The organism is Hoylesella loescheii DSM 19665 = JCM 12249 = ATCC 15930 (assembly GCF_000378085.1).
GTDB classification, from domain to species: Bacteria; Bacteroidota; Bacteroidia; order Bacteroidales; family Bacteroidaceae; genus Prevotella; species Prevotella loescheii.
Map to the genome: position 1 here is coordinate 79,876 of NZ_KB899214.1, position 14,263 is coordinate 94,138.

Sequence of the window (14,263 nt, forward strand, 5' to 3'; positions counted from 1 at the left end):
ACATTAAACGCTGCGTTAAATATGTTTTGGACGGCCGTTCCATGTTATCCGGAATGCTGTTCCAGTTGAATTGGAACCCTGTTCCAACTTATCTGGAACAGCGTTCCAGCTTAGCTGTAACAGAGCGAGAGCTGAGAAAGCCTACTACAAGAGCTTAAAAAGCTTACTACAAGAGCTTATGATCGATTTGGGGTAAATGTTTTTATAAGCCATAAAATGATAGGCTAGTTCGGGATAAAAGACGATACTTTTTGAGCAAGATTAGATAAAAAACGAGTGGATATATCACCACCTACCGCTATGCGACAGAAGACATAACGAATTTATATTATCTCTAACTCACGTAAAATGATGGTCGTATTCAAGCTTTGGGCACTCGAATGGGCTTCTAATCCCACAAAAATCATAAAATCTTTGATAATTAATTGATTTAGTTAGGTATTTAGAAGAAAAATTCGTAATTTTGCAACCTGTTTGGAGTAAGTATCAAAAAAGAAAACAAAAAAAAGATAGCAATGTCGAAGATTTGTCAGATTACAGGTAAAAAGGCAATGGTTGGCAACAACGTGTCTCACTCGAAGCATCGCACGAAGCGTAGTTTCGACGTGAACTTGTTCAGCAAGAAGTTCTACTATGTGGAAGAAGGCTGCTGGATTAGCTTGAAAATCAGTGCCGCAGGTTTGCGCCTTATCAATAAAGTGGGTCTTGACGCAGCACTTAAACAGGCTGTTTCTAAGGGCTTCTGTGATTGGAAAGACATTAAAGTTATAGGAGAATAATTATCATGGCAAAGAAAGCTAAGGGTAATAGAGTACAGGTTGTTCTGGAATGTACGGAAATGAAGAACAGCGGTTTGTCTGGAACGAGCCGTTACGTTACGACCAAGAACAGGAAGAACACGCCTGAACGTATGGAACTAATGAAGTACAATCCAATCATGAAGAAGATGACGCTTCATAAGGAGATTAAATAACGTTTAATTAAAACAGAACTATGGCAAAGAAAGTAGTTGCAACCCTTCGTGACGGTTCAAAAGACGGACGTGCTTATACCAAAGTTATCAAGATGGTGAAGAGCCCGAAAACCGGCGCATACGTCTTCGATGAGAAGATGGTTCCTAACGAAGCAGTAAAGGACTTTTTCAAGAATTAAACCGCTTTCGACCAACGTTGAAAGTATCGCATCATATAAGGGGAGAACGTTTTGGCGTTCTCCCTTTTTTGATTTTAATGGAAAGTGCAGCCTCAGTACATTCCTATTGGGTTATTATGCAGGCCCATCTAAATCGGCTTTTCATCGTTTTGGTGGTATTTATAATAGGAATAGGGCGCAGTTTACATGCCTACTAGTTGAGCGGGAGAACATACTTAGGTTAACTACTTACAAGTTAATACGTATCTTAAGTCCCCATTAAGGGCCGCTTTGTATGTCAAAATGGTTATAACCAACTCGCCCCCGCAAGTGCTGTTCAGCTTCTTGCGGGGGCGACGATGTTATTGGCGTATGGGCTAGTTAGTCTTTACTGCCACTACGCTTGTTAGTTCGGGGTCGAGATAAAAGGTGTGCTTGTAAGGCTTCTTCTCACCCTTCTCGTCTTTCGCTTCAAGCGTTACGCGAAGCATAAGCAAGGTCTTGGTGTTCGTGGGACGTTGTCCGAACTTGGTGTCGGGCTTATACATACCACCATTCTTTACGTCGGCTTGCAACGCACTTATGGTAGAGTTGTCCACGCGATCGGTAGAATCTAGCTTGCCTACATCCGTAACCGATACCGACGACAGCTGTGCGTGTTCGTCGATGAAGTCTTCAACCAATTGTTTAGCTGAATGACGTTTGCCGCAACTTACGCTAGCAAGGGCGAAAAGAGCCGTGGCAAGAAGCAAAAAGACGTGTTTATTCTTCATTGTTTATTTAGCTGGAACGTTTTTGAGAATATCTAGCAAGTGATCCCAAACCATCTGCACGGTGGGGATGAGCAGGCGCTCGTCGGGCGTATGCACATCGCGGAGCGTAGGACCGAACGAAACCATGTCCATGCCAGGATAGCTCGTGGCAAACTGTCCGCACTCCAATCCAGCGTGAATGCCACGCACAATGGGTTCTTTATTAAACAATCGTTTGTACGATTCGATAGCCAATTTGGTCAGTTCGCTGTTCGGGTTCATCTGCCAAGCAGGGTATCCGTCCGTTTGTTCCACTTCGGCACCTGCCAATTGCAAAACGGCGCTAACGGCGTTACATTGGTTGGTGAGGTTGCTCATTACGTTGCTGCGTTGCGAAGCAAGCAGGTCTACGGTGTTATCGGTGGTTTTCACCACAGCGATATTGCTCGAAGTCTCAACCATTCCGCCCAAAGCTGGGTCTTGGCAGATGGCAAACACGCCATTGGTTATGCCTTGAAGGGCCATGATGATACGGCGACCAACATCGGCAGGCATTACCTTTTCGGCATTAGCACTTTCCATAGCAAACTCCATGGCGGTGTCGGTAACGTAGAATTCGTCGGCCACTTCGTGGGCGAAAACGTTCCAATCGGCACGCACATTCTCCTTCACGTCGTTGGGAACGGCTATCACAACACGTCCGTCGCGTGGTATGGCGTTGTGCAGCTTGCCCGAATTAAAGCTAGCCAAGCGCACGTCGTATTTTTCTTGCTCCAAATAAACAAATCGCGTAAGCAGCTTAATGGCATTGGCGCGTTTCTTGTTGATGTCGTCGCCAGAGTGTCCGCCAGTAAGTCCCTTAACCGAAATCTGCAAGAAGAAATGGCCTTTGGGCGCTTCTTCTTTTTCGAAATGGAATACGGCATGTGTGCTGCGTCCGCCTGCACACGAAACGAATATCTCTCCTTCGTCTTCTGAGTCGAGGTTGATAAGCCAATCACCCGTCATAAATCCGCGTTCCATGCCCGATGCACCAGTCATCTGCGTTTCTTCGTCGCTTGTGAAAACGCATTCCAGCGGACCGTGTTCGATGTCGTTGCTTTCCAGCACGGCCAGTTGCATAGCCACGCCAATACCGTCGTCGGCACCAAGGGTTGTGCCCTTAGCCTTCAACCATTCGCCGTCAACATAGCTCTGTATGGCGTCCTTGTTAAAGTCGAACTCCACGTCAACCAACTTGTCGCACACCATATCTGTATGGCTTTGCAGTATAACAACCTTTCTGTTTTCGTAGCCCGGTGTAGCCGGCTTACGTATGTTTACGTTGTTCACTGCGTCTACTTTCACGTCTAATCCGTGTTTTTTAGCGAACTCTTTAAGGTATTCAACCATTTTCTCCTCGTGTTTAGAGGGGCGTGGTATTTGATTGATTTGTTTAAACTGGTCGAAGACACAGCTTGGCGATAAATTACTTTTATTCATATTTTGGTTTCTTTTTGAGTGATTTCGTAAATTATTAATTATCTTTGCAGCGTTTGAACACGGCATTTACCGATTGCAAAAATAAACAAAATGACAGAGACATTGGCTTTATCCCTGTTAATAATTGCTATTGCAGTAGCATTATTATGCGTAAAGATGATTTTTAGAAAGAACGGCACGTTCTCTTCGCAACATATCCACGACAACCCAGGTCTTAGAAAGCAGGGCATACATTGCGTGATAGACCAAGACAAGGAGGCCCGAAGAACGGCATCAACAGCCGTAAGCGAGCGTAGCGAAAGCAATGTGCAAAGTGTCTGACGGTATGATTTTATGTCGTTGGAACATAAGAAAAAGAGTATAGTAAAAGAAACAACAAAAATACAATTAAATGAACAAGAAGAACATTTTTGGCACTTTGGCCATTGCCGCTATGGCTACAATGGCTTTTACTTCCTGCAACAACTCGAACGAGCAGGCAGAAAAAAAGAGCACATCAACCGCTACGGCAACTCCCACCAGTATGAAAATTGCATACGTTGAGGTTGATTCCATCATGAGCCAATACAAATTCTGTAAGGATTATTCGCTCATCTTGCAAAAAAAGGGGCAAAACATCCAAAGCACGTTGGCTTCTAAACAGCAGGCTTTACAGGCCGCAGCTACCAATTTCCAACAAAAGGTACAACAAAACGCTTATACCCGCGAGCAGGCTGAAGCTATTCAGGCCGGATTGCAAAAGCAAAACGCCGACCTGCAAATGCTGAACCAGCGATTGAGTAACGAGTTCCAAGTGGAAACCGAAAAGTATAATTCGGCATTGCGCGACAGTATTCGCCACTTCCTTAACGAATATAATAAGGACAAGAAATACAGCCTGATATTGAGTAAAGCGGGCGATAACCTGCTGTATGCCGATAAGGCTTTCGATATCACCAACGACGTCGTTGCAGGATTGAACAAGGCTTATAAGCCTGCTAAGGCGGTGGAAACACCTAAGAAATAATGCTTTGAGTAATTCATAACTTACTTTGCCCCGATGGTTTTGAGCTGTCGGGGCATTTTATTTATATATGGAGAGGTGGATTATAATTTGGTATAATGTCTTCGTAACCAGGTGGTGGACATAACGATTGTTTCTTATCCTGAACTCGTGTACATCATATATGTAACGGTTGTGCCCACTAACTGCTACAATTTCAATGACACGAGAACGATGGATTAAACCTAATTAGACGACCATTCGGGGCTTTCGTTTCCTGCCTTTTTTACTGATTTAATCCTGTTGAATCAGCTATTTAATCGTACAAGACCCTTTGTACACCCACTACAGACCTTTTGTAGCGTGACTACAAGTCGCTTGTAGTCACGCTACAAAGCGCTTGTAGTCGCACTACAAACCACTTGTAGTGGCAGTACAATGTTGCTTGTAGCCTCACAACCAAAGTTGGTACACTACACCTTCTTGTAACGCGTTTTTCTAGGAATTGTTCAATGTCCAAGAAATGTATAAGAATTAGGTTCTAATATTTTTCTGCAAATAATACTTGTGTAAAAAGAAAAATACCTATCTTTGTGATTGTGGACTAGCCTAACTGACGAGTTTCGCTTTGTCTAGTAACTAAACAGACGGCCTTATGATGGAAATGACATCTAAAAAGTTTTTAGCTGTTACACTACGATACATAGTGTTGCTATCGGCTTGTATCCTTATAATCTGTACTGTATATCCGATAAAGGTCAAGAACAAGGAGTATTATTTGTATTCTGCAACAACAAATTCAGATTGGAGGAGGGAGCTGTATGGAGGGAGGATTTTACAAATCCTTGTGATTGAAGATGGCGACAAATTCCTTAAATACTGGCCAAGTCACGAAGATACGCTACGAAAGTATGTGCCAGTGGTTCAACGTTATCATTTGACAATAAAAGATTTGGAACGTTTGAACTGGACTGTGACTTACCCACCAACAGAGGATATGAAAGGCGTTAGTATGTGGCCACCTATAAGAAAGAAGTGATGCATACAAGTTTCATAATCTGTTCACTAAGGGATAGTACCCGTTGCATACCTTTGTGGACAGATTATGGATGAAGGGTGAGCAATGTGGTTGTGCTTGTATTAATTAGCCTCTTTATTTCGTACATTATGAATTAGGTAGATATGAAACCGATACTTGGATTTATATTTTCAGCTTTCATTTGTCTATGTCTTACCTCGTGTGCGGGCATATACCGTGCTACGTATTACATAACGGAGACGCAAGGATGGAAGAAGGCAGATTATAATGGTGTGAACGACATAGCTTACACCAGCGATACCGCACCAGATTCGATTATGCTTAATGTAAGAGGACCAGGTGCAGCAATTTCAACAGGGCCATTATTCTTTCCCTTTGCCTTTCCCACATGCCTACTGTTTTGGATAAAACACTCCCCAGAGTTGAAGGTTGAAGCCAAATTCTACGTGTGTCAGCCATACACGATTTATCCACAAAGCATTCGCTTTACGGATAATGAGGGGAACATGATGACTCCCACGATGATAGAAAGTCTAGATATAGTTCACGAACAAGACATAACAAAGCTAGACTCTACTGCTATTGCACAAGGCATAGAGACAAGCGGAGCGATAAGGTTGCGTTGGTATTTTAAGGGGAAACAAGCAAGAAAGAAGGGTTTTAGCGTATTGATGGATGCCCCAGCAGTTAATGCAAAAGACGGCAAACCACTGCGTATCTGGTTCAGACGTAAAACGGTGTATGAATATGTTCCGTTGTTTACCCATTGATGCTTGATAAAACTTGTGGCTCTTTCTTTTAAGAGGATTAAAGTAAATATGAAAAGGGCATATTTAATTTTCATCATGAGCAGTCTGTTTTTCTGCATTTCAAATGCGCAGACATTAATTGAACAGATAGAGCGTGCTTATAGCGCGCTCGACTCTGCCTCTTACATCAACAAAATCGTCTTGTCTTATGCAAAGTGGTTAGAAAAAAATGAAGAAGAAACCTACAAATTACTGTATAGCCCCGATAGTGACAGTATGAAGGTCGCTCAGTGGTTCAATAGAGCTGATAGTATGTATCTGAAATATCTTCAAAAAAATAAAATTCTGAATGAGCCTGCCATTAGACGTTTTGAAAATGAAGTAAAATCAGGAATGCCACTCTACGTTTTGAATTTAAAACTGAAAGATAAGCAGACATTGCAAGTAGATACTAGCAGGCTGGCCTTTAATCTCTTTTATTTCGACAAAAGATGTAAAGGACGTTTATACGTATATTGCGATAACGGAGAGTATAGTTGGAATGATGGGCGTTTTAGAACTTTTTCAAGACCTCTTGGAAGGAATGCTCCAATAGTTTTTAGGAGAATAATGCGTAAACAGCCGAAATATCTGTTGTTCTGCCCAGATTTAGAAGGCATGAATACCATTTTATATATAATCAACAATGAAGTTTTTATTTACAGAATTGTTGAAATGGAGAAGTATAAATTAGACGACTATATGAAGAATAGAACGGCAATTATGGATTCGTGATGGCCAACTATAAGCCTGTTTCTCATTTCGATGCATATAGAAGGTTTGGAAGCGTATGTTTAACAATCAGACATGGTATTAAAGAAATGAATATGAAGCACAAAGTGTATTATAAGATTATTTTAGCTGTTACACTACTAGATCTAGTATTGCTAACGGCTTGCATCCCTGTATGCCACACTGTATATCCGTTAAAGGTCAAGAACTGTACAAGCGATACGCTTATTATCGGTGGTACTTGCTATTATAGCATTGATAGCATACCTTATTTTTTATATGCAAGAACAAATGTTGGCTCAATGGTAATCAAAGAACGCGGAACTATGGAAATAAAAGGCTCGTTCATCCCACCAGACTCAATTGGCATCGCTTCAAAAGCAATCGTACTCGACAAGGATTTTGGCTATAAGGGTTATTTTTTTATTATAAAACTTGAAGATGCACGAAAGCATACTTGGAACTTTATCTGCAAGAATAAGTTGTATGACGTATTGGTTGTCACTAAAAAGATGGCAGATGAAAATGGTGATTTGATAGAGTATAAGCCTCAGCCAGCGAAGTAGTAGGTTGTAGCTAGACAAGTAATGTGTGATGGCATTCCTTCTATTCACCCGCTTAGTGAAAATATTTATGACAATTGGACATGATACATTAGGTTTAGCAAACTGACGATGTACATCTCGTCCGGTCCATTTTGTGGTGTGAATTTATACGACTACTATAAGAGCGACGAGTATGTGAATGGGATAGAAGGCGAAGCCTTTAAGCTTTTAAGGATTAAACTTTGTGCTGGTAAAGCAACACTGTTTGATTAAATGTTACTGAAAACGTAATTTGGAGATATAGAATGAAGACAAATTTTATTGAAAGGATAGATGAAACAAACTATCAGCAGTATCTAGACAATGGAGTAGTCGTTATTACTGACACTCTTGTTGAAAAAATAAATTTCACTGGGTATAATTTTTCAGAGAAAGTTATTATTCGTAATTGCTTGATTCGAAACTTACATATAACAGGATGCTGGTTTGAAGGTGGGTTAATATTTGAGCAATGTGTTGTCACAGACTTTACAGAACATGAGATGGGTGGACATAATGAAGAAGAGATACACATCCGTTACAACGTGTTTTGTTGTTTCTTCGACAGCTTCGACTGCCAATTCCATGCTAAGGTATTCGTGCATAATAATATTTTCATAAAGGGAACAAGCCTCAAGGGAAACGCTGGTCAACCATTTGAAAACTCATTTGATAATGGGTTAGAGGAATACAATAATATAGGTAAACTTGATTTAGATTGACCGTAATGTCGATGCATCGCAAGATGGGAATGCAGACACTCATTAGAATGTTGCCTATTAGCGCTAGCCTTAAATTCCAAAAGTATGTACTTCTTACCTACTGATGTTGTAGCATGTCGGAGGTGGAATGGAAATGAAATGTTGGTTGTATGTAATGTACCGCTTACTTTTATTTGTGTTCCATCTCATTTCCTAACATGTTTCGTACTTTATACTACATGACAAAGTGGGAAGAAGGGATAAATGTGAAACGTCATGATTGAGGTTGGTAAGTCTTATTGTTCTGATAGCTAAGACATAAGCGGTGGCATTTCTCGTTCCGAAGTTGAGGACGGGCGTGGAATACCTGCGAAAGCAAGAGGGTTAGAAGAAAGAATACGAGCGTATAGGGCAAATTGCGATTTTCTGATGGTAAACGAAAAAAGTGAGGAAATAATTTGTGGTTTCGAAAAAACATAGTACCTTTGCAGCGCATTTAGAGAAATGCCTTGGTAAAACAAGCTGCGGAAATAGCTCAGTTGGTAGAGCACAACCTTGCCAAGGTTGGGGTCGCGAGTTCGAGTCTCGTTTTCCGCTCCACATTCTGAATAATACTAGTTGCTGCCCAGGTGGCGGAATTGGTAGACGCGCACGTTTCAGGTGCGTGTGTTTAACAGCGTGCAGGTTCGAGTCCTGTTCTGGGCACATCTTATTTGGAATGCAGTTTATGATGGAGAGGTGGCGGAATTGGTAGACGCGCTACTTTGAGGGGGTAGTGAAAATTGCTTCGTGGGAGTTCGAGTCTCCTCCTCTTCACATATTATCATTTATTTGCGATGCGGAAATAGCTCAGTTGGTAGAGCACAACCTTGCCAAGGTTGGGGTCGCGAGTTCGAGTCTCGTTTTCCGCTCTTTCAGAGAAACATATTTTATCAATGAATTTATACTTAAGATATTTTGATAAAGAAACGTTAGTTGATAATGTAGAAAAAGCGCTTGATTTTCTCCAATCTATCCCAGAAATAGGCATGAATATCGAACTGGAAAATGATATTCGTGACTATGTTGCTAGTGATGTGTATTATCCTAAACGTTATAAGGTTCGCCCAAGAGTTTATTTTATTATCATCAAGACCGTTGCAGCAACAATGCTCGACTTTAAACAAAAGAAGGCAGTGCAGCAAATGCCCCCCTCTAACGGATTTGATAGGCGCGACTTGGCTGCAAACGCCATGACGCGATTGACGGAAGAAAGGCCAGGATGGTATGAAGGTGAACTAGATTTCAAACGCGTGGTGCTTGTTCCTTCTACTGGTAAGTTCGAGTATCGCGACACTCACTTTGTTGTTCACTGCAAGGCGATGTCGGGACAGGATTGTTACAATCGCATGGTAGACAACTTGAGCGAGCGTGTGGATAGACGTTCGCAATTTCCTTCACCAAAAGGAAAGAACTTCAGGTTCAGGTTTTTGGGCAGATGGAAGTAAGATAAAGCAACGTGAGTTATGAATAAGGTGATGCTGATAGGGAACGTAGGGAAAGATCCTGAGGTTCATTATTATGAGGCCGACACGGCTGTGGCGCAGGTTTCGCTTGCTACGACGGAGCGTGGCTACACCTTGCAGAACGGCACAAAAGTGCCTGACAGGACCGATTGGCATACCGTGGTGTTTTGGAAAAGTTTAGCTAAGACGGTCGAGAAATATGTGCATAAGGGCGATAAGCTGTTTGTAGAGGGTAAGGTGAGATACAGAAGCTACGATGACAAACAAGGGAAGCGCCAATATGTAACTGAAATTTGGGCCGATAGTCTTGAACTTCTTACGCCTAGAAGCCAAAGCAAACCTGATACGACCCATGAACCCAGTGCCCAATCGGAAACTTCCGACGAGCAGAAAGACAATAAATTACCATTCTAACTTTGTTCGTAGATTTTGGATACATCCTTTTTCTATAATACGTTCTCAGACATATATGTACAACATCCATCGTTGGGTGTTGTTTTTGCGTTTGTTTTAGCGATAGTTCTTCTTGGTGTTTCTGGCTTTGCCAGTGGTTCGGAGATAGCGTTCTTTAGTCTTTCTCCCTCAGACATTTCTGAACTCGATTTGGAGAAGAGCGCCAAAGACAAAAACATTAACATGCTGCGTGAAGACTCGGAACGCACATTAGCTACTATTCTTATAACGAACAATTTTGTGAATGTAACCATCATCATGTTGCTTAACTATGTATTTGCTAGCGTGGTGCATTTTGGTCCTAGGGCATATTGGTTGCAATTTCTTATCATAACCATTCTTCTCACATTCTTGTTGTTGCTCTTCGGTGAGATTATGCCCAAGGTGTTGAGTCGCCAAACGCCCTTGGCTTTCTGTCGTAGAAGTGTTTCTGGCGTGCTTTTATTTAGGAAACTTTTCTGGCCTCTTGAAACCTTACTTCTCAAAACAGGTATGTTGGCCGAGAAAATGCTGGGTAAAGAAAGCGTTACACTGAGCGTTGACGACCTGGAGCAGGCCTTGGAGCTTACCAATAAAGAGGAATTGAAAGATGAGGAGAGGCTTTTGCAGGGTATTATACGCTTCGGTGATGAAACGGCGAAGGAGATTATGACTAGCCGAAAAGACATCGTGGACATCGATATCAAGTGTAATTTTAGTGAGGTGCTGGAAAGTATTAAGGAAAACAATTACAGCCGAATTCCCATATATCAAGACAATACGGACAATATTAAAGGAGTGCTGTATGTAAAAGATTTACTGCCTCACCTCACCAAAGCGCATACGTTTAGGTGGCAGAGTCTGATAAGACCTCCTTATTTTGTTCCTGAAACGAAGAAGATTGACGATTTACTTCGCGATTTCCAAGAGAATAAAATCCATATTGCCATTGTCGTTGATGAGTTTGGCGGTACTAGCGGACTGGTTACGCTTGAAGATATTCTTGAAGAGATTGTTGGAGAGATTAACGATGAATATGACGATGAGACTGAAAAGACTTATACGAAGCTGAACTACAATACTTTTATATTCGATGGCAAGACGCTGTTGAGCGATTTGTGTAGGATATTGGAAGTTGATGACGATGAGTTTAGTGAGGTGGAAGGCGGTGCCGACACGCTGGCTGGTCTTCTCTTAGAGCTTAAAGGTGACTTCCCTTCTATTGGCGAACGACTGAACTATAAGGATTATCTGTTTGAAATTCTTGCTATTGAGGAACGTAGAATAAGCAGGGTTAAGGTCGTGGTTCGTCCATAGGTGCTATACTGTGTTATCTTGCATCAAATATTTCTTGTCTTAGCAGCATAACCAATATACATTTTAGCGTGTAGACTTGATCTGCTTTCTGTTATTTTTGTATTCCCTTTAATTTCTGTTTATGCCTTTTCTGAGTACAGAACATTTGGCTGAAGACGTTTCCCTAGGATTGTGGTTATTGGATGAAGAAGAGGATTTTTTCTTCAAGAACTATCCTTGTTTACGCGATTTGCAGGAGAAGATGACTACCATTGGAAGTAAACAAAGGCGTTTGGAGAAACTCGCTGCTCGTGCGTTGCTTTTTGAGATGACTAATAATCCTGACCTACATTTTAGTCACAATGATAGCGGGAAACCTCTGCTTGAAGGCTATCATGTTAGTGTTAGTCATACCAAAGGCATGGTGGCCTTGATGCTTTCTAAAACTCGTGAAGTGGCTGTGGATGTTGAATATGAAAGTGATAGGGTGGGGAGGATTGCCCATAAATTTGTTAATGCCGATGAAACGATGCCTTCCAATGCTCATCTCTTATTGGCTTGGTGTACCAAAGAGGCAGTATTTAAGTATTTCTCTGCAGATAATCTGCTGTCTTATGAAATCTATTTGCAGTCTTTTGATGTGGAGAAATGTGGTGTGATAGTAGCAAAGAACACCAAGAGGGATATTTCTGTAACGGCTCATTATTCCATGCTTAAAGGGTTTGCGCTGGTTTATATCTATTGACTTTCCCTTTTGTCATCTGGCAACTCTTATCCTTCTGAAGCCTTTAATTGAGCTTTATTATTCCGATTTTCTTTCTCGAATTGTCAACACTTAATATTCTAGTGCATTTTAATGCTAGACTACGCGAGTTCGGGATAAGAGATGTTCGTCATGTCAACTATCGCGTAGCACTAGTTAGTGAAACAATCATTCGTTTTTTTAAGTCTAATCTTGCTCAAAAAAGCATAGTATCTTATCTCGAATTCTCATAACGTTTGATACTAGTTTGGCACTATCTAGGAGGTTCATTCCACAGCCTATCACCGCTACCAACTCACCTTTCCGACCTCCAAGTGCCACCTATTATTTTCCACCCCATAAGCTCTTGTAGTGTGTTTTTAAAGCTCTCGCATTGTTACGGCTAAGATGGACCCCTGTTCCAGCTAAGTTGGAACAGGGGTCCAGTTCAACTGGAACAGCATTCCAGATGACATGGAACAGCCGTCCAAAGTACATTTAGCACGGCGATTAATCTAATGATGCATAATTGGGGCTTGGCAAGCGCATTTTCAGAACGATGAAAATGCAAACGACGGAAGGGTTGATTGGAGAGTTCGGAACAAGAAACCATTTCCTCTGAACAAGATTGGACTGGTGAAGAAATAGCTATCTTACCAACTAGTGCTATCCAACAGAAGGTATACCGATTGTGTTTTATCTCGAACTAGCGTAGGCTATTCATGCCTTATTCACAATGTCGCTTAGATGCTTTGGTTGCTTGTGTAACCATCATGGTGTGGTATTGTCGTTTCATGAAACATGTTGCGGAGTTATATATTGCATGTGATGAGCATAATTCATACCCAATTTAGATGTAATGTTGGTGTATGTTTTGTGCTAATAACTGGATCTTTCACACCTTATATAATATAGACATTCTTAATACAGACACATTTCATCCTCCTGTACCTAGCATTGGCTCAATTGTGTATGTTGTATGTTGTAGTGTCCTATTGTAATTCATTATGTGGTTAACTAAACTTCATGCACTTGATATTTGGTCTTATTCTTGATCTTATTCTGCTATACAACATTTTTATACTATTCTCTTTTTCCTCTTTGTTTGTTTATTTCATATGTTTTTCAGATTTTCTTATGTTTTACAACATAAAACCTTAATATTTTACATTATTTTTCCGATTTTCTTTTGGGTGTTTCTTTTTTTTTGTAATTTTGCAACAGAAATAGTAAACGGGCATGTTCGTTTAAGTTAAATTTATTACCATGATTGACATGCCAATCGTGTTATATTTTATTTAATATCAAAGAAATATGAAAATGAGAAGGTGTATCTTGTCTGTTGTAGCCGTAGCATTTGTATCGGTTATGAGTGCCTCTGCTCAGTCTGAAAACCAAGGATCTGCAGTGGCGGATGCGCAAAAAGCCGTGATGGACGCTCAAAAAGCTAAAGAAGACGCAGCAAGAGCTGTTGCTGAAGCTGCAAAGCAAAGGGCTGAAGCTGCCAAGGCAAAAGTAGTAGCTGCTAAGGCAAAAGTAGAAGCTGAAAAAGCAAGAATGGAGTCTGAAAAAGCTAAGGCTCAGTCTGAACAGGCACGCAGCGATGCTGAGGCTGCTGAAGCTGAAGCTCAAAAGGCTGTAGAAACTGCTAATCAGGCTAAGGCAGAAACGGAAAAAGCTATTGCTAATGCTGCCGCTTGCAAAGCCACGGCACTCAAAGCTCGTACAGAAGCTGCAAAGGCAAAAGAAATGACGGCCAAAGTTGTGGCCGAAGCTGCTAAGGCAAAAGCTGAGGTAGATAAAGCTAAGGCAGACTTGGCTAAAGCTGGTGCTGATGCTGCTGCTGCTATCGAAACAGCCAATGCTGCTATTGAGAAAGCAAAATCGACAAATTAAAAGTTTAATTTTTTATTGCAACGATGAGCTTGTCTTCGTTGTTGCAAGATGAGACGTCAGGGCTATTTGAAGCCGTGTGTTTCAGATGGCCCTGGCCGATCATTTAAGAATGACGTTAATAATCTAAAATGACAACGAAGTTGATTCGTTTTGTTATGTAGCGAATATTTTACGTTTATAATTCTTCTTTTGTTGTTTTCC

At 41.3% G+C, this 14,263-nt stretch carries 17 protein-coding genes and 4 tRNA genes; 19 read left to right on the forward strand and 2 right to left on the reverse strand.

The window, feature by feature from the left end; all coding sequences use genetic code 11:
* Window positions 1-515: 515 nt before the first annotated feature.
* Genes rpmB through F453_RS15170 form a run of 3 tightly spaced genes read left to right on the forward strand, consistent with a single transcriptional unit; the run spans window position 516 to window position 1,152 of the window.
* Window positions 516-779: a 50S ribosomal protein L28 gene (gene rpmB / locus F453_RS0106560; RefSeq protein WP_009230036.1), complete on the forward strand. Its 264-nt coding sequence runs from the start codon at window positions 516-518 to the stop codon at window positions 777-779.
* 5 nt (window positions 780-784) lie between these two features.
* Window positions 785-973, forward strand: coding sequence for a 50S ribosomal protein L33 (rpmG, locus tag F453_RS0106565; RefSeq protein ID WP_009230035.1), 189 nt, complete (start codon window positions 785-787; stop codon window positions 971-973).
* Window positions 974-993: 20 nt separating this feature from the next.
* On the forward strand, window positions 994-1,152 hold the full coding sequence (locus tag F453_RS15170; protein ID WP_009235856.1) for a DUF4295 domain-containing protein: 159 nt from the start codon (window positions 994-996) through the stop codon (window positions 1,150-1,152).
* A 356-nt stretch (window positions 1,153-1,508) separates the two neighbouring features.
* Here the strand turns inward: F453_RS15170 and F453_RS0106575 are convergent, their stop codons facing one another.
* Window positions 1,509-1,904 carry a hypothetical protein gene (locus F453_RS0106575; RefSeq protein ID WP_018967303.1) on the reverse strand — a complete coding sequence of 132 codons (396 nt, stop codon included), beginning with the start codon at window positions 1,902-1,904 and terminating at the stop codon, window positions 1,509-1,511.
* A 3-nt stretch (window positions 1,905-1,907) separates the two neighbouring features.
* Window positions 1,908-3,365, reverse strand: coding sequence for an aminoacyl-histidine dipeptidase (locus F453_RS0106580; RefSeq protein ID WP_009235854.1), 1,458 nt, complete (start codon window positions 3,363-3,365; stop codon window positions 1,908-1,910).
* A gap of 90 nt (window positions 3,366-3,455) precedes the next feature.
* Here F453_RS0106580 and F453_RS14165 point away from each other — a divergent pair, with 90 nt between their 5' ends.
* The 16 genes from F453_RS14165 to F453_RS0106665 all read left to right on the forward strand — a co-directional run bounded on the left by F453_RS14165 (window position 3,456) and on the right by F453_RS0106665 (window position 14,062).
* The gene (locus F453_RS14165; RefSeq protein WP_009235853.1) at window positions 3,456-3,686 is read left to right on the forward strand and encodes a hypothetical protein; all 231 of its coding nucleotides are present in this window, start codon (window positions 3,456-3,458) and stop codon (window positions 3,684-3,686) included.
* Window positions 3,687-3,756: 70 nt separating this feature from the next.
* Window positions 3,757-4,371 (forward strand): OmpH/Skp family outer membrane protein, encoded by a 615-nt coding sequence (locus F453_RS0106590; protein WP_009235852.1) that lies wholly within the window; start codon window positions 3,757-3,759, stop codon window positions 4,369-4,371.
* 631 nt (window positions 4,372-5,002) lie between these two features.
* Window positions 5,003-5,386, forward strand: coding sequence for a hypothetical protein (locus tag F453_RS0106595; protein WP_018967305.1), 384 nt, complete (start codon window positions 5,003-5,005; stop codon window positions 5,384-5,386).
* A gap of 143 nt (window positions 5,387-5,529) precedes the next feature.
* Window positions 5,530-6,156, forward strand: a complete 627-nt coding sequence (locus F453_RS0106600) for a hypothetical protein (RefSeq protein ID WP_018967306.1) — start codon at window positions 5,530-5,532, stop codon at window positions 6,154-6,156.
* 48 nt (window positions 6,157-6,204) lie between these two features.
* Window positions 6,205-6,909 (forward strand): hypothetical protein, encoded by a 705-nt coding sequence (locus F453_RS0106605; protein ID WP_018967307.1) that lies wholly within the window; start codon window positions 6,205-6,207, stop codon window positions 6,907-6,909.
* An 86-nt stretch (window positions 6,910-6,995) separates the two neighbouring features.
* Window positions 6,996-7,472, forward strand: coding sequence for a hypothetical protein (locus F453_RS0106610; RefSeq protein WP_148295828.1), 477 nt, complete (start codon window positions 6,996-6,998; stop codon window positions 7,470-7,472).
* Window positions 7,473-7,756: 284 nt separating this feature from the next.
* Entirely contained in the window at window positions 7,757-8,212 is a 456-nt protein-coding gene (locus F453_RS0106620; RefSeq protein ID WP_009235843.1) for a hypothetical protein, read from the forward strand.
* Between the two features lie 503 nt (window positions 8,213-8,715).
* A tRNA-Gly gene (locus F453_RS0106625) sits at window positions 8,716-8,791 on the forward strand.
* Between the two features lie 23 nt (window positions 8,792-8,814).
* Window positions 8,815-8,896, forward strand: a tRNA-Leu gene (locus tag F453_RS0106630).
* Between the two features lie 27 nt (window positions 8,897-8,923).
* A tRNA-Leu gene (locus F453_RS0106635) sits at window positions 8,924-9,007 on the forward strand.
* 22 nt (window positions 9,008-9,029) lie between these two features.
* A tRNA-Gly gene (locus F453_RS0106640) sits at window positions 9,030-9,102 on the forward strand.
* Window positions 9,103-9,126: 24 nt separating this feature from the next.
* Entirely contained in the window at window positions 9,127-9,678 is a 552-nt protein-coding gene (locus F453_RS0106645; RefSeq protein WP_009235842.1) for a hypothetical protein, read from the forward strand.
* An 18-nt stretch (window positions 9,679-9,696) separates the two neighbouring features.
* Window positions 9,697-10,110 (forward strand): single-stranded DNA-binding protein, encoded by a 414-nt coding sequence (locus F453_RS0106650; protein ID WP_018967311.1) that lies wholly within the window; start codon window positions 9,697-9,699, stop codon window positions 10,108-10,110.
* Between the two features lie 15 nt (window positions 10,111-10,125).
* Window positions 10,126-11,445: a gliding motility-associated protein GldE gene (gldE, locus tag F453_RS0106655; RefSeq protein ID WP_025790043.1), complete on the forward strand. Its 1,320-nt coding sequence runs from the start codon at window positions 10,126-10,128 to the stop codon at window positions 11,443-11,445.
* A 145-nt stretch (window positions 11,446-11,590) separates the two neighbouring features.
* Window positions 11,591-12,169, forward strand: a complete 579-nt coding sequence (locus F453_RS0106660) for a 4'-phosphopantetheinyl transferase family protein (protein WP_234398502.1) — start codon at window positions 11,591-11,593, stop codon at window positions 12,167-12,169.
* A 1,311-nt stretch (window positions 12,170-13,480) separates the two neighbouring features.
* Window positions 13,481-14,062 carry a hypothetical protein gene (locus F453_RS0106665; RefSeq protein WP_026292495.1) on the forward strand — a complete coding sequence of 194 codons (582 nt, stop codon included), beginning with the start codon at window positions 13,481-13,483 and terminating at the stop codon, window positions 14,060-14,062.
* Window positions 14,063-14,263: the final 201 nt, after the last annotated feature.